This window comes from Azospirillum sp. TSH20, from assembly GCF_003115935.1.
Taxonomy (GTDB): Bacteria; Pseudomonadota; Alphaproteobacteria; order Azospirillales; family Azospirillaceae; genus Azospirillum.
Window position 1 is genome coordinate 19,285 of the sequence record NZ_LGQU01000085.1, and the last position, 20,226, is coordinate 39,510.

Sequence of the window (20,226 nt, forward strand, 5' to 3'; positions counted from 1 at the left end):
TCAGTGCGCTCCCGTGTTGCGCGGGTCGAGCAGGGCACGCAGCCCGTCGCCCAGCAGGTTGATGCCGATCACCGCGGTGGCCAGCGCGAAGCCGGGGCACAGCGCGATCCAGGGCGCCTGTTCGACGAAGGGGCGGGCCTCGCTGATCATCAGGCCCCAGTCGGAGGAGGGCGGCTGCGCCCCCATGCCGATGAAGCTGAGCGAGGCGCCGAGCAGGATGGCGAAGACCACGCGCAGGCTGGCCTCCACCGCCAGTGGCGGCCAGATGTTCGGCAGGATTTCATGGAAGAGGATGTAGGCGGCGCTCTCCCCGCGCAGGCGGGCGGCGGTGATGAACTCCTCCTGCATCAGCTCCAGCGTGATGGCGCGGGTCAGGCGGACCACCTGCGGCACATAGACGATGCCGATGGCGACGATGGCCTTCCATTGCGCCGGCTGGGTGACGGCCAGCACCAGGATGCCCAGCAGGATCGGCGGGAAGGACATCAGCACGTCCATGGCCCGCATGATCGCCTCGCCGACGCGCCCGCCCTTGTAGCCGGCGATCAGCCCAAGCGGCACGCCGGCCAGCAGACTCAGCGCTGTGGCTGCCACGCCCATCACCAGCGAGCTGCCGGTGCCGACCAGGGTGCGGCTGAACACGTCGCGGCCGAATTCGTCGGTGCCGAACCAGAACTCGGCCCCCGGCGGCTGCAGCCGGCTCATGATGTTCATTTCGTCATAGGGATAGGGGGCAAGCCAGGAGCCGGCGACGGCGGCCACCACCAGAGGGGCAAGCAGAAGAATGCCGAGGATGAGCGAGACGGGCAGGTCAGGCAGTCGGCGGCGCGGCGCCAGTTGGACGGGGGACGCGTCGGTCATGTCAGGCGGCCTTCATGCCGTGGCGGATCTTCGGGTTCACATAGGCGTAGAGCAGGTCGGCGGTCAGGTTGGCGAGGCAGTAGGCGGCGGAGACCACGAGGATCGTTGCCTGGATCAGCGGCAGGTCGTGGCGCTGGATGGCGAACAGCAAAAGCCGGCCCATCCCCGGATAGGAGAAGATCGTCTCGATCACCACCACGCCGCCCAGGATCAGGCCGAAGTCGATGGCGAGCACGGTGATCGTCGGCAGCAGCGCGTTCTTCAGCGCATGGCGCAGGATGACCACCGATTCCGGCATGCCCTTGGCGCGGGCGAACTTCACATAGTTGGTCTGCAGCACGTCGATCATGCTGGACCGCGTCAGCCGGGCGATGCGTGCCAGCAGCATCAGCACCAGCGTGATGACCGGCAGCACCAGATGCGAGGCCCAGGGCAGGAAACCGTCGGAGATCGGGGCATAGCCGCCGGTCGGCAACAGCTTCATATAGCTGCCGAAGATCAGCACCAGCACGATGGCCCAGAAGAAGTCGGGGACCGCGATGCCGAGGTAGGAGATGCCGGAAACCAGCTGGTCGGTCAGCTTGCCGCGCTGCACCGCCGCCAGGACGCCGAGCCCGATGCCGACCACCGCCACCACCGCCAGCGCCACGACGGCCAGCACCAGCGAGCGGGCCAGCGCCTCCATCAGGATGGGAGCGATCGGCTGTTCGAGCACCAGCGAGCGGCCGAGGTCGCCGCGCAGGATGCCGGCCGCCCATTGCCCGTACTGGACGATCAAGGGCTGGTCGAGGCCAAGTTTGACCGCAATGGCGTCCACCACCTCCTTGGAGGCGAACTGGCCGGCGATCATCGAGGCGACGTCGCCGGGCATCGCCTGCGTCACCAGGAAGATCAGGACCGACATCACGGCCAGGACCAGCGCCAGATAGACGAGACGGGTCAATGTGTAGGCAAGCATGGCAGCATCCCCGGAAGGAGGAAGGGGGAACCGGCCGCCATGGACGCGGCCGGCTCCCGATCGGCCTCAGTCGACCGACACATCGCGCAGGTCGAGGAACATCATCGGGTGCGAATGGAAGCCGTGCACCTTGGTGCTGAGGCCGTTGATGTGGTTGATGACGTAGGGGATCACGCCCGGCGAATCCTCCACCGCCAGCGCCTGGACCTGCTGGTAGAGCGACTTGGCCTCGTCCTCGCTCTTGGCTTGGCGGGCGTTGTCGAGCAGCGTGTCCATCTTGGGGTTGGAGTAGTTCCACAGCGCGGTGTTCCACGATCCGCGCGAGTGGTACCAGGGATAGACGGAGGTATCGATGGTCGGACGGCTGAAGAATCCGTCGATGTAGAAGCCGGCCTTGCCTTCGATGTCCTTCAGGAAGACGTCGAAAGGCACGCGCTGAACATTGACGGTGATCCCCGCCGGCTTCAGCAATTCACGCACGGCAAGGCCGAGACGTTCGCGGGTGGCGCGGCCGGCCGGCGTGTGCAGCGTGACCTCAAACCCGTTGGGATAGCCCGCCTCGGCCAGCAGCTTCTTCGCCCCGGCCGGGTCGCCCTTCGCGATCTTCAGATCCTTGTTGTAGTAGGGGTGGCTTGGCGGGATCGGCGAATGGGTCGGCGTGCCGTGCCCGAACAGGGCGATCTGGGTGATCGCCTGCTTGTCGAGCGCCATCGCCACCGCCTTGCGCACGCGCGGATCGTCGAACGGCTTCACCTTATTGTTCATGATGACGCCGTCCCAGGTCGAGGTCGGGACGGAATCGATCTTCAGCTTCGGGTCCGCCTTGATCTTGTCGATGGCCTCCAGCGGCAGGTTCCACACCAGATCCAATTCGCCGGTGGTCAGCGCCGCCACCTGGGCCGCCGGTTCCGGCAGGATGCGCACCACCACCTCGTCCAGCTTCGGCAGGCCGGGTTCGAAATAGTTGGGGTTGCGCTTCAGGACGATGCGGTCGCCGGGGGCGAAGGAGACGAACTCGAACGGACCGGTGCCGACCGGCTTGGATGCCAGTGTGTCGACGGCGTCGCGCGGCACGATGCGCGCCTGCCGCTCGCCGAACAGCTCGGCGAAGCCGGCATAGGGGCTCTTCAACTGGAACTGGACGGTCAAGGGGTCCAGCGCCTTCATCGACTCAACGATCTCGAAATTGACGCGGGCGGTGGAGCCGGTCGCCTTGTCCTGGATGCGGGCGATGGTGGCGACGACGTCCTCGGCCTCCAGGTCTTTGCCGTTGTGGAACTTCACGCCCTTGCGCAGGTGGAAGGTCCAGGTCTTCAGGTCGTCGCTGTGCTCCCAGCGTTCGGCCAGATCGGGCTTCACCGTCATGTCGTGACCGATGACGGTCAGGCCGTTGAAGATCAGATACGCGGCGACATACTCCTGACCGCCCTTCATTTTGGCGGGATCCAGCGTGTTCAGGTTCGAATCCACGGAGACCTTGAGCGTACCCGCGGCCTGGACCGACATCGCCGTCCCGGACAGGAGGATGGCCGAGAGCACGGCCCGCGCCACCATACGTCGCATCATCATGAAAGCCCCTCTGTTTACCGGTCCTTTCGGCGGACCTTGGTTTCTGCTTGATCAAAACGGTCTCACAAGGCCGCAGCCGGAGGAAAGGGGGGCGGGAGGACGATAATCCGGGCGACAATCGGGCTAAAACTTAGGCAAGCGGCCGCCTCGCATAGAAATTGTGCAGTGCACTCTCGACGAAGCCGCTGGTTTTCCTGAGTTTTCCGCGAATGGTCCGATGGGCCCGCTTGTTGAAAAAGCGGGCTGCCGCCGATCGAGCGGCAGCCCACCATGACGGATTTTCATCGACATCATGAACAGCCGGCATGGTGGGTGAAGTCGAACAGGCGAGACAGGTCGGACTCCGCCTCAAGTTGGCGCAATTTCCGGTGGAGGCGTTCCGCTTCGTCCAGCCCGACCGCGCGGGCGGCGCAGGTTCGGAATTTGGCGGCATGCTCCGCCGCCGACAGTGGGCGGGCCACCGTGCCGCGTGCCGAGGCGCAGAAGCGGACGAAGCGCTCCCCCTCCATTGTCTCGATACTCACCTCGGCGCCCTCCGGTGCGGTGCGGGCGCGGTCGGGATCGGCGTTCCACCAGGGATCGACTGTCATCGAGACACAGGTCATGGCTTGGCGCAGCACCGGATCGGCCAGTGCCGCCTCATCCAGATGCTCCAGCGCCAGCGTTCCGTGCAGCATCGCGCAGGCCACCGCGAAAGGCAGGCTGAAGCGGGCTTCCCCCGCTGTCATCGGCCGGTGATAGGTCAGGTTGGCGGCCACAACCGGCGGAACCCGGCAGTCGATTGCCCGGATGTCACGGGACGTGAGTCCCCCTTCCGCCATCAGGTCGCGCACCGCGTCGATGGCGGCATGGGCGGACAGGCAGACCGGATAGAGCTTGGTGTCGATGCCGGGGGCCAGCAGGCGCCAGCGCCGTCCGAGCGCATCCAGAGCCGTCGGATCGAAATGGTCGGCCGCCATCAGCCGGGCGAAACCGCGCGGATCCTCCACCACCCCATGGGGCACAGTCAGGCCTCGCGCGGCCAGCCGGGCAGCTTGCACTCCGTTCGCCGCGGCCTGTGCGGCAAGCAGCGGCTTCGCACCCGTGCCGAAGCATGCGCGCAAACCTCCGGTCCCGCACAGCGCAAAGGCAATGGCGTCTGCCGCAGTCCGGCCGTCCAGCCCGAGAGCCTTCGCGCTGGCGGCGGCAGCACCGACGGTGCCGAACAGCGCGGTGGTCCACCAGCCGGCATGATAGATCCCGTTGCCGACCGCCTCCGCCAACGCATATTGCGCCTCCGCACCGGCCACAACGGCGGTGAGCAGATCGCCCCCCGTACCGCCGGCCGCCTCGACCATCGCCAGCGCCGTCGGCACCACGACGGCGGAACCGTGGACGAAGCCGGCATAGCTGTTGTCGTCGAAATCCAGCACATGGGCGGCCGCGACATTGGCGAAGGCGGCACCCTCCGCGCACAGGCGGCCACCGATCAGCAGCCGCGATGGTCCCACGGCATAGCTTTCTCGCGCGTCGTCCGCCGCCAGTCGGGTGGCCGCCTCCCTGGTCCCGGCGAGCGCCACCCCCAGCGTGTCAACGATGCAGTCCAGCGCGACGGCAGCGGTCGGTTCCGGCACATCGCTTCGTTGCAACCCCGCCACCCAATCGCCGATCCGCCGGGCGGCGGCGGTGGGGGAAGGGAGATCGTCAGGGGGCAGCGTCATGGCAGGGTCTCCGGCGGAACGTGCAAGCAGGTCCCCCAGGCTGCCGCGAAAATCACAATTATCGTCAGCCGGAGAAATTTATTTCATGGTCGGCATGAGCGGCATTCATGAGAGCATCGGGCATAAGATAGTATGCGATGTGCAGCCGCCACCAAACCCGAAGATGGGAGCCCCATGCATCACCGCGACTTCGATCTGGGATCCCTGGAAGTGTTCGTCGCCGTCGCCGAGTTGGGAAGTATGACCCGCGCCGCCGGGCGGCTGGGGCTGACACAATCGGCCGTGTCGCATGTCGTGCGCCAACTGGAAAACGCCTTCGCCACCCAGTTGCTCGACCGCAGCATCAGGCCCATGGCGCTGACCGCCGCCGGGCAGCGGCTTTGGCATTGGAGCAACCGCATCCTGACCGATGCGCGGCAATTGCCGGCTGCCATCGGCGGAACGGATGCGCCCTTCATGCCGGAACTGCGCATCGGCTGCATCGACACGCTGGCGGCACCCTTTATTCCCCGGCTGCTTCAGCGGCTGCGCGACAATGTTCCATCCTTCAGCATCGCGTCCGGTTTGTGCGGGCAACTGCGCGAACAGTTCCTCGCCCGCCGCCTGGATGTGCTGTTCACCAATGACAGCTTCGACGACATGGACCAAGTGGACAGTCTGTGCCTGCTCACCGAGCCGTTCGTGCTGCTGCTGCCGCGCAGTTGCCCCGAGGTCGTCGATGAAGTCGCTCTCCGAGCACTGTCCCGGACCCTGCCGCTGATCCGCAGCACGACGGACAGCGCGCTCGGCCGGTTGGTGGATCAGCATCTGCGGCGCTTGGGCATGGAGGTGCCGCGCAGCTTCGCCTTCGACGCGACCGACACCGTGATGGCGATGGTGGCGGAAGAGATGGGATGGAGCCTGCTCCCGCCGACCGCGTTGGTGAAAAGCCGTCAGCACCTGAACCATATGCGCGTGCTGCCGTTGCCGACCCCCGGGTTCCGCCGCTCGATCCATGTGGTGACCCGGAAGGGGGAACTGGGCTCGCTGCCCGCCAACATCCACAAGGCGGGTTGCGCAGTCATCAAGCAGGGATATTTCACCGACGTGTTCGCCATCTCTCCCTGGCTCAAGCCAATGATCCGACGCTGAGTGAACCGCACCGCGACTCTCCGAAGCCCCGCTTCCTGAGAGGGGCTATTCGCCCCGCCAGCGTGGCGGGCGCTTGTTCAGGAAGGCGTCCATCCCTTCACGAAAATCCGCGCTCGTGTAGCACATCACGATCAGATCCTCTCCGGTCCCCGGATCGCCGCCCTGCCGGAGCCGGCGCAACGCCTCCTTGGTCGCCCGCAGGGTCAGAGGCGCGTGGGACGCAACGGTGCGGGCGAGCGTTTCGGCGCGCTCCGCCAGCGCCGCCGCGTCGGGGAGAACCTCCGACACCAAACCGATGGCCTTCGCCTCGTCGGCCTCGATCAGGCGGGCGGTGAAGATCATCTCCGTGACGCGGGCGGGACCGATCAGCGCCGACAGCCGGGCGTAATTGCCCATCGACAGGCAGTTGCCCAGGGTGCGCGCGATGGGAAAGCCGAATTTCGCGCTGGCGGCGCCGATCCGCAGGTCGCAGGCGGCGGCGATGCCGGCCCCGCCGCCGGTACAGGCCCCGGCGACCGCAGCGATGGTCGGCACCCGGCAGCGCTCCAGGGCTCCCAGCACGCGGTCGATCCGCGCTTCGTAGGCCAGGGCGTCCTCCGCCGTCGTGAAGCTCCTGAACTGGGAGATGTCGGTGCCGGCGGCGAAGGCCTTGTCGCCGGCACCGGTCAGCAGCATCGCGCGGATATCCGGCGTGTCGTCGACCTCGGCGCAGACCGACGCCAGCCGGTCGTACATGGCGAAGGTCAGGGCGTTGCGCGCCTGGGGCCGGTTGAAGGTGACGCGGGCGATGCCGTCGCGCACCTCGTAGAGCAGTTCGTCCGTCATCGGTCCATCGGTTCCGGTCATGCCACCACCCGCGCGCGTTCCATCGCCTCGACGGCGTCCTGGTCGTAACCGAGTTCGGCCAGCACCGCCCGGCTGTGCTCACCGAAGGCCGGGGCCGGGCCGCGCACGCCGCCGGGGGTGCGGGAGAATTTGATCGGCAGGCCGAGCGTCTTCACCGGCCCGGCCCGGCTGTGCTCGACCTCCACCACCATGTCGCGGGCCAGCGTGTGCGGGTGTTCGTGCATGTCGGCGATGCTCAGCACCGGTCCGGCCGGGACGCCGGCCGCCTCCAGAACCGCCAGCCACTCGGCCGTGGTGCGTCGCCGCAGGATGGCGGACAGCAGCTCGTCCAGCTCCGCCAGATGACGCATGCGGCCGGGGTTGTCGGCGAAGCGCGGATCATCCTGCAGGGAACGCGCGTCCAGCGCCTCGGTCAGGCGCAGCCAGTTGGTCTGGTTGGCGGCGCCGACGGTGATCCAGCCGTCGGCGGTGGGGAAGGCCTGGTAGGGGCCGTTCAGCGGGTGGGCCGAGCCCATCGGACCGGGGCTGACCCCGGTGGCGAAGCGGATCGCCGACTGCCAGTAGGTGTGGATGATCCCCGCCTCGAACAGCGAGGTGTCGACCCGCTGCCCCTCGCCGGTGCGCTGGCGTTCGACCAGCGCCGCCATGACGCCCATGGCGCCGAGCAGCCCGGCGGTGATGTCGGTCACCGGGGCGCCGACCTTCACCGGCGGCCGGCCGGGGCCTTCGCCGGTGATGCTCATCAGGCCGCTCATGCCCTGGGCGATCAGGTCGAAGCCGCCGTGGTCGGCCAGCGGCCCGCTGCGCCCGAAGCCGGAGATCTCGCAGAAGACGATGCCTGGGTTGATGGCGCGCATCGCCTCATAGCCGAAGCCCAGCTTCTCCATGGTGCCGCGGCGGTAGTTTTCGATCACCACGTCGGCGCCGGCGATGAGGCGGCGCAGCACCTGCTTGCCGTCGTCGGTCTTCAGATCCAGCGCGATGCCGCGCTTGTTGCGGTTCATCGCCATGTAGGCGGCGGATTCGTCGTTGATGGTCGGCGGCACCATGCGGCGGCTGTCGTCGCCGCCGGGGATCTTCTCCACCTTCACCACGTCGGCGCCCATGTCGGCCAGCATCAGGCCGCAGACCGGGCCGGCCATGATGTGGGCCAGTTCCACCACCTTGATGCCGGCGAGTGGTCCGCCCGTGCGCCGTTGTTCCGTATCGGCCATCGCTCAATCGTCCTCGGCGTTGGAGTGTTTCAGTAGAACAGGTCGACCAGCCCCAGCGAGAGGGCGGGCACATAGGTGCAGATCGCCAGCACCAGCAGCAGGACGCCGATGAAGGGCAGGTTGACCTTGGTGGTTTCCCAGATGTCGGTGCGGGCGATGGAGCAGGCAGCGATCAGCACGCTGGCCACCGGCGGGGTCTGCTGCCCGATGGCGAGGTTCAGCGTCACCACCAGTCCGAAATGCACCGGGTCGATGCCGACCGCGTGGATCAGCGGCATGACGATCGGCACCACCAGGATGATTGCCGCCGCCGAATGCAGGAACATGCCCAGGATCAGGAAGGCGACGTTCAGCAGCGCCAGCACGGCGTATTTGTTGGTGGTGATCTCGCTGATGCTGCGGGCCAGCGCCTGGGGCAGCTGCGCCTCGGTCAGAAAGGTGCCGATCAGCGCCGACGCCGCGACCAGCAGCATCACCACGGCGGTCTGCACCCCGCCGTCCAGGCAGGCCTTGCGCAGCTCGCGCAGGTCGAGTTCGCGGTAGATCACGATGCTGATGAACAGCGCCGCCGCCACCGCCAGCCCGGCGCCCTCCGTCGCGGTGACGAAGCCGCCGAAGATGCCGCCCAGGATGATGACCGGCAGCAGGAAGGCCCAGGCGGCCTCCCGCGCCGTTTCGCGCAGGCGGGAGATGCGGAATTGCTCCTCCACCGGGAAATCATAGCGCACCGCCTGGATGTAGGCGGCGACCGCCAGCCCGATCGCGCCGAGCACGCCGGGGATGATGCCGGCGACGAACATCTTGACCACCGACGTTTCGGCCATCACCGCGTAGAGGATCATCGGGATCGACGGCGGGATGATGATGGCAAGGCTCGACGCCGACGAGCAGATGGCGGCCGAGAACTCCCTGGAATAGCCGCGCGTCTTCATCGCCGGGATCAGGATGGTGCCGAGCGCCGCCACCCCGGCCACCGCCGAGCCGGAGATCTCGGCGAAGAACATCGACGAGCCGATGACCACCATCGCCAGTCCGCCGCGGACGAAGCCGAACAGGGCGGAGGCGAAAGCGACCAGCCGGCGCGAAATGCTCGATGCGTTCATGATGGCGCCGGCCAGGATGAACAGCGGGATCGCCAGCAGCGGGAAGTTGGTGGCGCCGTCGAACATCACCAGCGCCGCGTTGACCAGATTGTCCGACCCCTGGATCGCCACGATGGCGGCCATGGCGACGAGGCCAAGCGCGATGGCGACCGGCACGTTGAGCAGAACCAGGGCGAACAGCCCGCTGAGCATGAAGCCGATGGTCATGGGCGCGGTCCTTCCGGATAGGCGGTGGCGCGGGCGATCGGGGTGGCGGCACCGGTGGCGGATCGCGGCGGCTCGGGCCGCGCCAGATCGGCACCCAGCGCGTCTTCCAGCTCGTGGTCGACGAAGCCGTGGCCGCAGGCGTCGGCCAGCACCCTGGGCAGGCGCAGCGCTTCCGCGATCATGAACAGCACGGCGCCCACCGGGATGACCGACTGGGTCAGTTGCAGCGGCACCGACGGCAGACTGACCAGCGTGTCGCCTTCCAGCACCATCAGCACCTCCCAGCCGGTCCAGGCGAGGACGCCGAAGAACAGGAAGACGCTGGCCTCGGCGAACAGAGTCGCCAGCAGGCGGAAGGACGGCGGCATCGCGTTGACCAGACCGGGGAAGCCGATGTGCGCGCCCTTCAGCGCGGCCAGCGCCGAGCCGTAATAGGTCAGCCACGCCAGCCCGATCGACGCCACTTCGTCGTACCAGGTCAGCGAGCTTCCGAAATAGCGGCAGACGAAGCCGGCGATGATGAGCAGGGTCAGGGCGGAGACGAGCAGGATGACGATGGTTTCGAGCACCCACTCGAAGCCGGTGCGCAGACGGTCGAGCATCACGACGGTTTCCCTCCGAAGGGGTGGCTGAAAGGGGGGCGAGCTTGGGCAACGGGCTTGGGCGGCGGCCGCCGACGGCCGCCCCCGCGGCGGACCGGCCCTAGGACTTGCTGGCCAGCGCCTGCGTCTTCTTGATCAGCTCGCCGCCCTGCGGAACCTCGTCCTCGAAGCTCTTGTAGATGCCGACGCTGGCCTTGACGAAGGCGGCCTTGTCCACCTGATTGACCTCCATCCCGGCCTCCTTCAGCTTCTTCAGCAGATCCTCATCCATTTCGGCGGCGATCTTGTAGACGGTCGGCTGGACTTCCTGCGCGGCCTCGGTCAGCGCCTTCTGGATTTCGGGCGAGAATTTCTTCCAGCTGCGGCCGGCGGTCAGATAGGCCGGGGTGTAGACGTGGTCGCTCATCGACAGGTACTTCTGCACCTCGTAGAAGCGGGCCGGGTAGATCTGGGCGAGCGGGTTTTCCTGGCCGTCCATCACCCCGGTCTGGAGCGCCACGAAGATCTCGGAGAAGGCGAGGGGGCTGGGGTCGGCGCCATATGCCTTGAACATCTTGACCCGCCACACCCCCTTGGGCACGCGCAGCTTGATGCCCTGGAGATCCTCCGGCTTGGTGATCGGGCGCTTGCTGTTGGTGATCTGGCGGAAGCCGTTCTCCCACACGCCGAGGATGTGGTAGCCGTCCTTTTCCGCCGCCGGCACCAGGGTCGGCGTCACGATCTCGTCGCGGATGCGGACCATGTGGTCGCGGTCCTTGACCAGATAGGGCAGTTCGAACAAGCCAAAGACCGGCACCTCCGACGACATGACGGTGGAGGGCAGGGACAGGTCGATGGTGCCGAGCTTCAGCTTCTTCAGCATCTCCGAATCGCCGCCGAGCTGGCTGGAGCCGAAGACCACCACCTTGCCCTTCCCGCCCAGCTTCTCGTTGGCGATGCGGGCGAATTCCTGGCTGGAGCGGTCGAACAGCGATCCCGGCTCTCCGACATGGCCAAGCTTGATCTCGGTCTGCGCCTGCGCCTGCGCCGCGCCCGCCATCAGCGAACCGGCGAACAGGACCGACGCGATCAGCGCCTTGGTGTAGCCCATGACTGTCCCTCCCATTTTGTTTGGTGTCTCGTTGCGATGTCAGGCGACGGTGGCGGCCGTCCTTTCCGCCTGCGCGGCGGCTCGGGCCTGCAGGGCATCCATCGCCGCGCGGGCGCCACCCTTGCGGTGGGGGATGCCGGCGAGTTCCAGCCCCATCTCCACCCCGCTCAGCGTGCCGGCCAGCGTCAGATCGTTGAAGTCGCCGAGATGGCCGATGCGGAACACCCGGCCGGCCAGCTTGCCGAGCCCGGCGCCCAGCGACATGTCGAAGCGGTCGAGGATGATGCGGCGCAGCCGGTCGGCGTCATGGCCGTCCGGAAGCAGCACCGCGGTCAGCGAGCTGGAATATTCCGCGGGGTTGAGCGCCAGCACTTCCAGCCCCCAGCCGGTCACGGCCCGGCGCGTCGCCTCGGCATGGCGGTCGTGACGGGCGAAGACGGCGTCCAGCCCTTCCTCGTGCAGCATGTCGATGGCCTCGACCAGGCCGTAGAGCAGGTTGGTCGCCGGCGTGTAGGGGAAGAACCCGGCCCGGTTCGGACCGGCCATGTCGGCCCAATCCCAGTAGGACCGCGGCATCTTGTTGTTGCGGCTGGCCGCGATCGCCTTTTCGGAAATGGCGTTGAAGCTCAGCCCCGGCGGCAGCATCAGGCCCTTCTGCGAGCCGCTGACCGTCACGTCGACGCCCCATTCGTCGTGGCGGTAGTCGATGGACCCCAGCGACGAGATGGTGTCGACCAGCAGCAGCGCCGGGTGGCCGGCGGCGTCGATGGCGTTGCGGATCAGCGGAATGCGGCTGGCGACGCCGGTCGAGGTCTCGTTGTGGACCGCCATCACCGCCTTGATGGCGTGGCCGCGGTCCTCGGCCAGCCGGGCTTCCACCGCGGCCGGGTCGACGCCGTGGCGCCAGTCGCCCGGTACGAAATCGCAGTGGATGCCGAAGCGGTCGGCGAGGTTGCGCCACAGCGTGGCGAAGTGGCCGGTCTCGAACATCAGCACCCGGTCGCCGGGAGACAGCGTGTTGACGATCGCCGCCTCCCACGCCCCGGTGCCCGACGCCGGGTAGATCACCACCGGCTGCTCGGTCTTGAAGATCGTCTTGATCCCTGCCAGCGCTTCACGGCCAAGCGCGGCGAAGTCCGGGCCGCGATGGTCGATGGTCGGCCGGTCCATCGCCCGCAGGATGCGGTCGGGCACGTTGGTCGGCCCCGGGATTTGCAGGAAATGGCGTCCGCTGCGATGGGCCATGTAGGCTCCTCCTCCCTTGTGTCGATGATGCCGTGGTGTCGGTGACTTGGGGGCAGTGTCGGCGCGCGCGGCCGATGTGCGTGTTTCGGGCGCGTGATCCGGACGCAGGATAACGACGGCGCGCGAAGACCGTTGGTTTGTCCACCAAACAAATTTTGCATTCAAATGGCCGGCGCTGCAAACGGTCATTTGCGGCCATGCCTACCCATTTCCGAAAGGGTGCATCGGCAAAAGCGCCTATGATGCCGCTGGGACTCGACGGAAATCCGGCGTTCCCATAAGGATGTTGTTCGTCTTGCGAACGATTGAGGCTCATGCTCCGATCCATCGGCAAGCAGGGACGATTCATCGCAATATGAATTTTGCATGCAAAAATGGCGATCCAGCCGCACCATCCGCCGCCATCCATTTCAGGGGAGCCCACGCCATGCCGCTCGACGACCGCAACGCCCCGCCGCGCCGCGGCTCCCGGATCGGCGACTCCGCCCTGGCCGCCCGCCTGCGCGGCGCCGTGAAGGGGGAGGTGCTGTTCGACCGGTTCGCGCGCGGCCGCTACAGCACCGACGCCTCGATCTACCAGATGGAGCCGGTCGGCGTCGTCGTGCCGCGCGATGCGGAGGATGTGGCGGCGGCGGTCGCCGTCGCGGTGGAGGAAGGGGTGCCGATCCTGCCGCGCGGCGGCGGCACCTCGCAGTGCGGGCAGACGGTGAACGAGGCGCTGGTCCTCGACTGCTCCCGGCACCTGAATCGCATCCTGGACGTGGATGCCGAGGCGCGGACGGCGACGGTGCAGCCGGGCATCGTGCTTGACCATCTGAACAAGGCGCTGAAACCGCTGGGGCTGTGGTTCCCGGTCGACGTCTCGACCGCGGCGCAGGCGACCATCGGCGGCATGACCGGCAACAACAGCTGCGGCACCCGGTCGCTGCGCTACGGCAACATGGTGCACAATGTCCGCGCCATCGACGCCGTGCTGGCCGACGGCACCCCGGTGCGCTTCGATGGCTCCGCCCCCTCGACCGAGCGTCATCGGCAACTCGAAGCGGCGCTGAAGGCGCTGCACGCCCGCGAGGCCGATGAGTTCACCGCCCGCATTCCTGCCGTCCGCCGCAAGGTCGGCGGTTACAACATCGAACGGCTGGATGGCGACCACCCCAACCTCGCCAAGCTGCTGGTCGGGTCGGAGGGGACGCTGGCCTTCTTCCAGCGCATCGAGCTGGCGCTGGCGCCGCTGCCCCGGCACAAGGTGCTGGGCGTCTGCCATTTCCCGACCTTCCGCAAGGCGATGGAATCGGCCCAGGCAATCGTCGCGCTGAAGCCGGCGGCGGTGGAGCTGGTCGACCGCAACATGATCGCGCTGGGCCGCAACATCCCGCTGTTCCGCGCCACCATGGACCGCTTCATCGTCGGCGAGCCCGACGCCCTGCTGCTGGTGGAGTTCGCCGGCGAGGACCGCGACGAGGAGATCGCCAATCTCCGGCGATTGAGCGAACTGATGGGCGACCTCGGCCTGCCCGGCGCGGTGGTGGAGGCGGTCGACCCGGCCTTCCAGGCGGCGATCTGGGAAGTGCGCAAGGCCGGGCTGAACATCATGATGTCGATGCGGACGGAGGGAAAGCCGGTCTCCTTCATCGAGGACTGCGCCGTCCCGCTGGAGCATCTGGCCGACTACACCGAACGGCTGACCGAGGTCTTCCACCGCCACGGCACCACCGGCACCTGGTACGCCCATGCCTCCGAAGGCTGCCTGCACGTCCGTCCGGTCCTGAACCTCAAGCAGGAGCTGGAGGTGCGGAAGATGCGCGCCATCGCCGAGGAAGCCTTCGCCCTGGTGCGCGAATACAAGGGGTCCCATTCCGGGGAGCATGGCGACGGGCTGGTCCGCTCCGAATTCCATGAGCCGATGTACGGCCGCCGCATCGTCGATGCCTTCCGCGAGGTCAAGATGCTGTTCGACCCGGCCGGCCTGTTCAACCCCGGGAAGATCGTCGATCCGCCGCGCATGGATGACCGCCGCCTGTTCCGCTACAAGCCCGGCTATGGCGCCATGCCGGTCGACACCGCACTGGACTGGTCGGAGTGGAACGGCTTCCTCGGCGCGGTGGAGATGTGCAACAACAACGGCACCTGCCGGAAGTCCGACCCCGGCGTGATGTGCCCGTCATACCGGGCGACCCGTGACGAGCAGCATGTCACCCGCGGCCGGGCCAACACGCTGAGGCTGGCGCTGACCGGTCAGCTCGGCCCCAAGGGGCTGGCCGGCGACGGGGTGATGGAGGCGCTGGACCTCTGCGTCGGCTGCAAGGGCTGCAAGCGCGAATGCCCGACCGGCGTCGACATGGCGAAGATGAAGATCGAGGTGCTGGCCCAGCGCCGCAAGCACGGCGCCCGCCTGTCGCTGCGCGACCGGCTGGTCGCGTGGCTGCCGCGCTACGCCCCGGCGCTGTCGGCCGCCGCCCCCCTGCTGAACCTGCACGGCCGGATCCCCGGCCTGCCGGCGCTGACCGAGCGCCTGCTCGGGCTGAGCCGCCACCGGTCGCTGCCGCGCTGGCACCGGACGCCGTTCCGGCACCCCGACGTCCCGAAGCCCGGCGCGGCCGGCGAGGTGGTTCTGTTCGCCGATACCTTCAACCGCTGGTTCGAGTCCGACAACGCCCGCGCGGCGGCCCGCGTGCTGGAGGCGGCGGGGTACACCGTCCATGGCGCGGCACCGGCCGACGGCGGCCGGCCGCTGTGCTGCGGCCGGACCTTTCTCGCCGCCGGTCTGGTCGAGCAGGCGCGGGCGGAGCAATGGCGCGTGGTCGAGGCGCTGATGCCCTATGCCGGGCGCGGGGTGCCGATCGTCGGGCTGGAGCCATCCTGCCTGCTGACCCTGCGCGACGAGATGACGGCGGTGCTGCCCGGACTGGAATATGCCCGCATCGCCGACCACGCCCTGCTGTTCGAGGAGTTCCTCGACCGCGAGCACGCCGCCGGCCGGCTGACCCTGGCGCTGAAGCCGCTAGCGGCACGCAAGGCGCTGGTGCACGGCCATTGCCACCAGAAGGCCATGGGCGCGCTGCCGCCCGTGGAAAGAGTGCTGAAGCTGATCCCGGACCTTGCGGTTTCGGTGCTACAATCCACCTGTTGCGGAATGGCCGGAGCCTTCGGCTATCAGGCGGAGCATCACGAGGTGTCGATGAGCATGGGAGAACTCGACCTGCTGCCGGCGGTGCGCGCCGCCGATGCGGACACCATCCTGGTGGCCGACGGGACGAGTTGCCGCCACCAGATCCAGGACGGCGCCGGCCGGCGGGCGGTGCATGTCGCCATCCTGCTGGAGCAGGCGCTGGCGGACCGGACGGCTGCGGTGGGGGGAAGACCGGAATGACGCTGATCGACCGCAGCAGCCTTCACGCCGAGGTCGTCGCCCGGCTGCGCGCCGCCATCGTCGACGGCGACCTGTCGCCCGGTTCGCGCGTCAATGAGCGTGAGCTGTGCGAACGCTTCGGCGTGTCGCGCACCCCGTTGCGCGAGGCGTTGAAGGTGATGGCCAGCGAGGGGCTGGTGGTGCTGCTGCCCAACCGCGGCGCCCGTGTCGCCACCCTGACGCGGGCAGACATCGAGGACACTTTCACGGTGATGGCCTGCCTGGAAGCGCTGTCCGGCGAGCTGGCCTGCGCCCACATCACCGAGGAACAGATCGCCGAGCTGCGCGCGCTGCATTACGAGATGCTGGCCCACCATGCCCGCCGCGACCTGCAGGCCTATTACCGGCTGAACGAGCGCATCCACCACATGATCCTGACGGCGTCGAACAACCCGGTGCTGATCGCCACCCACGCCGGCTTGGCGCTGCGCATCCGCCGCGCCCGCTACGTCGCCGACATGCCGCGCGACTGGTGGGACCAGGCGGTGCGCGAGCATGAACAGATCCTGGACGCCCTGGTCCGGCGGGATGGCGCCGCGATCGCGATCCTGCTGCGCCAGCATCTGGAGCGCAAGATCGACATCATGGCCGATTCGACCGGGATGGCGCCGTCGGGTGCCGACGCCGCGAAAACCTCGTCGGCCGCCTGAGCTTGTCCGCCAATCCCCATATAGAGCAGCCGCCTATGCGGATGACTTCCCGTCGAGGCGATCCAGGATCTCCTGTGCCTGGGTAAGCAAAGAGTCGCGGGCGGCCCTCAGCCGTTCAAGTGCCGACTGCGACTGTGTGATCGTCCATTTCGCGTGGTAGATTTGCTGATCAAGAGTGTCGATGTCCTTCTCAATGAAGATCAGCCACTCGCGATCGGTTTGTATCCGGCGGTCGCTCATGATCGAGCCTCCCTTCTCCCTCACTGGTGGCGGCATACCCTCGCTCGCAAAGACCGATTTCCCGACCGGCCACGCAGGCGCCCGGCCGGTCGGCCGGGTGCCATTGTCGAAGTCCTTCCGCGTCAAAGGAGCGGCCGGGCCCGATCGAAACGGTCGGCATTCATGATCTTCGTCCAGGCGGCAACGAAGTCCATCGCGAACTTCTCGTGCGCATCGCTGCACGCATAGACCTCCGCAAATGCGCGGAGCTGCGAATGCGCCCCAAAGATCAGGTCGACGCGGGTGGCCGTCCATCTGCGTTCCTTGGTCTTGCGGTCGCGTCCTTCGTAAATGCCGTCCGCATTCGGAGGCTGCCACTCCGTGCCCATGTCGAGCAGGTTGACGAAGAAGTCATTGGTCAGCGTCTCGGGCCGGTCGGTGAGGGCGCCATGTTTGGAACCGCCGACATTGGCGCCCAGAACGCGCAGCCCACCGAGGAGAACCGTCATCTCCGGGCCGGTCAGCCGCAGCAATGCCGCCCGGTCCACCAGTGCCTCTTCCGGAATCATGAACTGCTGCTTCGTGCTGTTGACATAGTTGCGGAAGCCATCGGCGCGTGGTTCGAGCGGGGCGAAGGAGTCGACGTCGGTCTGCTCCTGCGATGCATCCATGCGCCCGGGCGAGAACGGCACCTGCAAGGTCAAACCGGCATCCTGTGCCGCCTTCTCAATCGCCGCACCGCCGGCAAGAACGATCAGGTCGGCAAGCGAGATCCTCTTGCCGCCGCCGGCCGCTGCGTTGAAGTCCTTCTGAATGGCTTCCAGCGTCTGTAGTACGGTCTGGAGTTGCGCCGGCTCGTTCACCTCCCAATCCTTTTGCGGGGCAAGGCGGATGCGCGCGCCGTTGGCGCCGCCGCGCTTGTCGGAACCGCGGTAGGTGGAGGCGGAAGCCCAAGCCGTCGAAACCAGTTGCGAGACCGAAAGGCCGGAAGAGAGAATTCGGGTCTTGAGGGTGGCAACGTCGGCATCATCCACCAGCGGATGATCGACCGGCGGGATCGGGTCCTGCCAGATCAGCGTCTCCTTCGGGACGAGCGGGCCGAGATAGCGAACGACCGGCCCCATGTCGCGGTGGGTCAGCTTGAACCAGGCGCGGGCGAAGGCGTCAGCGAACTGGTCGGGATTCTCGTAGAACTGCCGCGAGATCTTCTCATAGACGGGATCGAAACGCAGAGACAGGTCGGTCGTCAGCATTGTGGGCAGGCGCTTTTCAGAGTCCGCGCAGGGGCCCGGAACTGAAGGCTCGGCATCCTTCGCCTGCCATTGCCACGCACCGGCCGGGCTTTTGGTCAGTTCCCATTCGTACTTGAACAGGTTGTCGAAGAAGTGATTGCTCCACTTCGTCGGTGTCTGGGACCAGATCACCTCCGGGCCGCCGGTGATGGCGTCGGGTCCGAATCCCGTGCCGTGTTTGCTTTTCCAACCGAGGCCCTGGTCCTCCAGCGCACCGGCTTCGGGTTCTGGGCCGAGGAAGGACGGATCGCCCGCACCATGCGTCTTGCCGAAGGTGTGGCCGCCGGCGATCAGCGCCACGGTCTCCTCGTCGTTCATGGCCATGCGGCGGAAGGTCTCGCGAATGTCCTTGGCCGCCGCAACGGGATCCGGGTTGCCGTTCGGCCCCTCCGGATTGACGTAGATGAGTCCCATCTGCACCGCGCCCAACGGGTCCGCGAGTTGTCGTTCGCCGCTGTAGCGCTCGTCGCCGAGCCAGCTTCCTTCCGGACCCCAGAAAAGTTCCTCCGGTTCCCATGCGTCCACGCGGCCGCCGGCAAAGCCAAAGGTCTTGAAACCCATTGACTCCAAAGCGACGTTTCCGGCCAGGACCATCAGGTCGGCCCAGGACAGTTTGCGACCGTATTTCTGTTTGATCGGCCACAGCAGACGGCGCGCCTTGTCGAGATTGGCGTTGTCCGGCCAGGAATTGAGCGGCGCGAAACGCTGTTGGCCGGTGCCGGCGCCGCCGCGACCGTCGGCGATTCGGTAAGTGCCGGCGCTGTGCCACGCCATGCGGATCATCAGGCCGCCATAATGACCGAAGTCGGCAGGCCACCAATCCTGCGAGTCCGTCATCAAGGCATGCAAATCCTTGATGACCGCGTCGAGATCGAGGGACTGGAATTCCTTGGCATAGTCGAAATCCTTGCCCATCGGATTGGACAAAGCCGAATTCCGATGGAGCATCTCAATATCGAGGGCATTCGGCCACCAGTCGCGGTTCCTGCGGCTTTTGCTTCCCCCACTGAACGGGCACTTGCCTGCGCTCTCGTCGGTCCTTGCGTCCATCGTTCCCTCCTGAATCGCTTATGGGCTCCCGTGGCAGCAATAAATGCTCAGCAGATAAAACTGTATGGTTAACGTACGATCAGGTAAAATGGTCTTTGGTGATTGCTGTGATAAGGTATTCTTATGATTCCCGGATCCGTGACTCTCAGGCAGCTCCGCTATTTCGATGCGCTGGCACACCACGCCCATTTCGGACGGGCGGCGGCGGCCTGTGCCGTTTCGCAGCCCGCCCTGTCGATGCAGATCAAGGAATTGGAGGAAGCTTTGGGTGCGGCACTCGTCGAGAGGGGCGGCAGAAGCATTCGGCTGACTGCCTTCGGGCAGGAGGCATCCCTGCGCGTCCGCGACATTCTGCGCTCGGTCGATCAGCTGGGGGAGCTTGCCCAGATGTCGCGCAACCGGATCACCGGTCGCTTGTGCATCGGCATGATCCCCACCATCGCACCCTATCTGCTGCCGGCCGTGATCGGGGTGATCACGCAGGAGCATCCCCATGTCGAGATCGAAGTGCGTGAGGCGCTGACGTCGAAACTGATCGAAGAGCTTGGCGATGGCCGGCTCGATACCGCGATCGTCGCGCTGCCGGTGTTGGAGCCGTCGCTGACCGAGGTGGTGCTGTTCACCGAGGATTTCCTGCTGGTTCGCCCGGCCAAGGATGCGGAAAAGCCGGTGCCAACAAGGGAAATGCTGCGGGAGATGCGGCTGCTCCTGCTGGAGGAGGGGCACTGCTTTCGCAATCAGGCCCTGTCCTTCTGCAACATGCCGTCCTCTTCGCCGCGGAAGGCGCTGGAGGCGAACTCATTCTCCACGCTCGTCCAGATGGTCAAGGCGGGTATGGGCGTGACATTGATACCGGAAATGGCTGTGGCGGTGGAGACCGGTTCAGGCACGGTATCCGTCGTCCGCTTCAAGGATCCCCAACCCTCCCGGACCATCGGCATGGTCTGGCGCAAGACAAGTCCATTGGCCAGCCAATTCCTGAAATTGACGGAGTCGTTTGGCCGGCAATCGGAGCTTTGATCCCTACGCCGACAAAGCTGCACTACCGATCGACAGATGGATATGGTTAAGGGGGGGAAC

16 protein-coding genes are annotated in these 20,226 nt (G+C 66.8%); 4 read left to right on the plus strand and 12 right to left on the minus strand.

Features of this window, described 5'->3' with window-relative positions; translation table 11 throughout:
* The 4 genes from TSH20_RS22690 to TSH20_RS22705 form a co-directional block, all read right to left on the minus strand.
* The gene (locus TSH20_RS22690) at positions 1 to 861 is read right to left on the minus strand and encodes an ABC transporter permease (RefSeq protein WP_109157417.1); all 861 of its coding nucleotides are present in this window, start codon (positions 859 to 861) and stop codon (positions 1 to 3) included.
* Between the two features lies 1 nt (position 862).
* Positions 863 to 1,819: an ABC transporter permease gene (locus TSH20_RS22695; protein WP_109157416.1), complete on the minus strand. Its 957-nt coding sequence runs from the start codon at positions 1,817 to 1,819 to the stop codon at positions 863 to 865.
* Positions 1,820 to 1,885: 66 nt separating this feature from the next.
* On the minus strand, positions 1,886 to 3,388 hold the full coding sequence (locus tag TSH20_RS22700) for an ABC transporter substrate-binding protein (protein WP_247871645.1): 1,503 nt from the start codon (positions 3,386 to 3,388) through the stop codon (positions 1,886 to 1,888).
* Positions 3,389 to 3,678: 290 nt separating this feature from the next.
* Positions 3,679 to 5,088 carry an MmgE/PrpD family protein gene (locus tag TSH20_RS22705; protein ID WP_109157415.1) on the minus strand — a complete coding sequence of 470 codons (1,410 nt, stop codon included), beginning with the start codon at positions 5,086 to 5,088 and terminating at the stop codon, positions 3,679 to 3,681.
* 210 nt (positions 5,089 to 5,298) lie between these two features.
* On the opposite strand from TSH20_RS22705, the gene TSH20_RS22710 reads away from it, so the two are divergent.
* A complete protein-coding gene (locus TSH20_RS22710; RefSeq protein WP_247871644.1) occupies positions 5,299 to 6,219 on the plus strand; it encodes a LysR family transcriptional regulator in 921 nt (306 codons plus the stop codon).
* A 45-nt stretch (positions 6,220 to 6,264) separates the two neighbouring features.
* On the opposite strand, the gene TSH20_RS22715 is transcribed toward TSH20_RS22710, so the two are convergent.
* The 6 genes from TSH20_RS22715 to TSH20_RS22740 form a co-directional block, all read right to left on the minus strand.
* On the minus strand, positions 6,265 to 7,065 hold the full coding sequence (locus tag TSH20_RS22715) for an enoyl-CoA hydratase/isomerase family protein (RefSeq protein ID WP_109157413.1): 801 nt from the start codon (positions 7,063 to 7,065) through the stop codon (positions 6,265 to 6,267).
* Entirely contained in the window at positions 7,062 to 8,279 is a 1,218-nt protein-coding gene (locus TSH20_RS22720; RefSeq protein WP_109157412.1) for a CaiB/BaiF CoA-transferase family protein, read from the minus strand. The genes TSH20_RS22715 and TSH20_RS22720 overlap by 4 nt, the downstream gene beginning before the upstream one ends.
* A 29-nt stretch (positions 8,280 to 8,308) precedes the next feature.
* Positions 8,309 to 9,589, minus strand: a complete 1,281-nt coding sequence (locus TSH20_RS22725; RefSeq protein WP_199231050.1) for a TRAP transporter large permease — start codon at positions 9,587 to 9,589, stop codon at positions 8,309 to 8,311.
* Positions 9,586 to 10,191 carry a TRAP transporter small permease gene (locus TSH20_RS22730; RefSeq protein WP_109157411.1) on the minus strand — a complete coding sequence of 202 codons (606 nt, stop codon included), beginning with the start codon at positions 10,189 to 10,191 and terminating at the stop codon, positions 9,586 to 9,588. The genes TSH20_RS22725 and TSH20_RS22730 overlap by 4 nt, the downstream gene beginning before the upstream one ends.
* A 100-nt stretch (positions 10,192 to 10,291) precedes the next feature.
* Positions 10,292 to 11,281, minus strand: a complete 990-nt coding sequence (locus TSH20_RS22735) for a TRAP transporter substrate-binding protein (RefSeq protein WP_109157410.1) — start codon at positions 11,279 to 11,281, stop codon at positions 10,292 to 10,294.
* Positions 11,282 to 11,320: 39 nt separating this feature from the next.
* Positions 11,321 to 12,526, minus strand: a complete 1,206-nt coding sequence (locus TSH20_RS22740) for an aminotransferase class V-fold PLP-dependent enzyme (protein WP_109157409.1) — start codon at positions 12,524 to 12,526, stop codon at positions 11,321 to 11,323.
* Between the two features lie 427 nt (positions 12,527 to 12,953).
* Between TSH20_RS22740 and TSH20_RS22745 the strand changes: the two genes are divergently transcribed.
* Positions 12,954 to 15,896 (plus strand): FAD-binding and (Fe-S)-binding domain-containing protein, encoded by a 2,943-nt coding sequence (locus TSH20_RS22745; RefSeq protein ID WP_109157408.1) that lies wholly within the window; start codon positions 12,954 to 12,956, stop codon positions 15,894 to 15,896.
* A complete protein-coding gene (locus tag TSH20_RS22750; protein ID WP_109157407.1) occupies positions 15,893 to 16,585 on the plus strand; it encodes a GntR family transcriptional regulator in 693 nt (230 codons plus the stop codon). The genes TSH20_RS22745 and TSH20_RS22750 overlap by 4 nt, the downstream gene beginning before the upstream one ends.
* Before the next feature lie 33 nt (positions 16,586 to 16,618).
* Here the strand turns inward: TSH20_RS22750 and TSH20_RS22755 are convergent, their stop codons facing one another.
* Positions 16,619 to 16,825: a hypothetical protein gene (locus TSH20_RS22755; protein ID WP_109157406.1), complete on the minus strand. Its 207-nt coding sequence runs from the start codon at positions 16,823 to 16,825 to the stop codon at positions 16,619 to 16,621.
* 122 nt (positions 16,826 to 16,947) lie between these two features.
* The gene (gene katG, locus TSH20_RS22760) at positions 16,948 to 19,146 is read right to left on the minus strand and encodes a catalase/peroxidase HPI (protein WP_109157405.1); all 2,199 of its coding nucleotides are present in this window, start codon (positions 19,144 to 19,146) and stop codon (positions 16,948 to 16,950) included.
* A gap of 123 nt (positions 19,147 to 19,269) precedes the next feature.
* Here katG and TSH20_RS22765 point away from each other — a divergent pair, with 123 nt between their 5' ends.
* Positions 19,270 to 20,166 carry a hydrogen peroxide-inducible genes activator gene (locus TSH20_RS22765; RefSeq protein WP_109157404.1) on the plus strand — a complete coding sequence of 299 codons (897 nt, stop codon included), beginning with the start codon at positions 19,270 to 19,272 and terminating at the stop codon, positions 20,164 to 20,166.
* Positions 20,167 to 20,226: the final 60 nt, after the last annotated feature.

Excerpts from the sequence above, each read along its gene's own strand:
- TSH20_RS22720 (WP_109157412.1), bottom strand. The coding sequence starts at position 8,279 with ATGGCCGATACGGAACAACGGCGCACGGGCGGACCACTCGCCGGCATC.
- TSH20_RS22700 (WP_247871645.1), bottom strand. The coding sequence starts at position 3,388 with ATGATGATGCGACGTATGGTGGCGCGGGCCGTGCTCTCGGCCATCCTC.
- TSH20_RS22745 (WP_109157408.1), top strand. The coding sequence starts at position 12,954 with ATGCCGCTCGACGACCGCAACGCCCCGCCGCGCCGCGGCTCCCGGATC.
- TSH20_RS22705 (WP_109157415.1), bottom strand. The coding sequence starts at position 5,088 with ATGACGCTGCCCCCTGACGATCTCCCTTCCCCCACCGCCGCCGCCCGG.
- TSH20_RS22765 (WP_109157404.1), top strand. The coding sequence starts at position 19,270 with ATGATTCCCGGATCCGTGACTCTCAGGCAGCTCCGCTATTTCGATGCG.
- TSH20_RS22740 (WP_109157409.1), bottom strand. The coding sequence starts at position 12,526 with ATGGCCCATCGCAGCGGACGCCATTTCCTGCAAATCCCGGGGCCGACC.
- TSH20_RS22750 (WP_109157407.1), top strand. The coding sequence starts at position 15,893 with ATGACGCTGATCGACCGCAGCAGCCTTCACGCCGAGGTCGTCGCCCGG.
- TSH20_RS22730 (WP_109157411.1), bottom strand. The coding sequence starts at position 10,191 with ATGCTCGACCGTCTGCGCACCGGCTTCGAGTGGGTGCTCGAAACCATC.
- TSH20_RS22715 (WP_109157413.1), bottom strand. The coding sequence starts at position 7,065 with ATGACCGGAACCGATGGACCGATGACGGACGAACTGCTCTACGAGGTG.
- TSH20_RS22735 (WP_109157410.1), bottom strand. The coding sequence starts at position 11,281 with ATGGGCTACACCAAGGCGCTGATCGCGTCGGTCCTGTTCGCCGGTTCG.
- TSH20_RS22690 (WP_109157417.1), bottom strand. The coding sequence starts at position 861 with ATGACCGACGCGTCCCCCGTCCAACTGGCGCCGCGCCGCCGACTGCCT.
- TSH20_RS22695 (WP_109157416.1), bottom strand. The coding sequence starts at position 1,819 with ATGCTTGCCTACACATTGACCCGTCTCGTCTATCTGGCGCTGGTCCTG.
- TSH20_RS22755 (WP_109157406.1), bottom strand. The coding sequence starts at position 16,825 with ATGAGCGACCGCCGGATACAAACCGATCGCGAGTGGCTGATCTTCATT.
- TSH20_RS22725 (WP_199231050.1), bottom strand. The coding sequence starts at position 9,589 with ATGACCATCGGCTTCATGCTCAGCGGGCTGTTCGCCCTGGTTCTGCTC.
- katG (WP_109157405.1), bottom strand. The coding sequence starts at position 19,146 with ATGGACGCAAGGACCGACGAGAGCGCAGGCAAGTGCCCGTTCAGTGGG.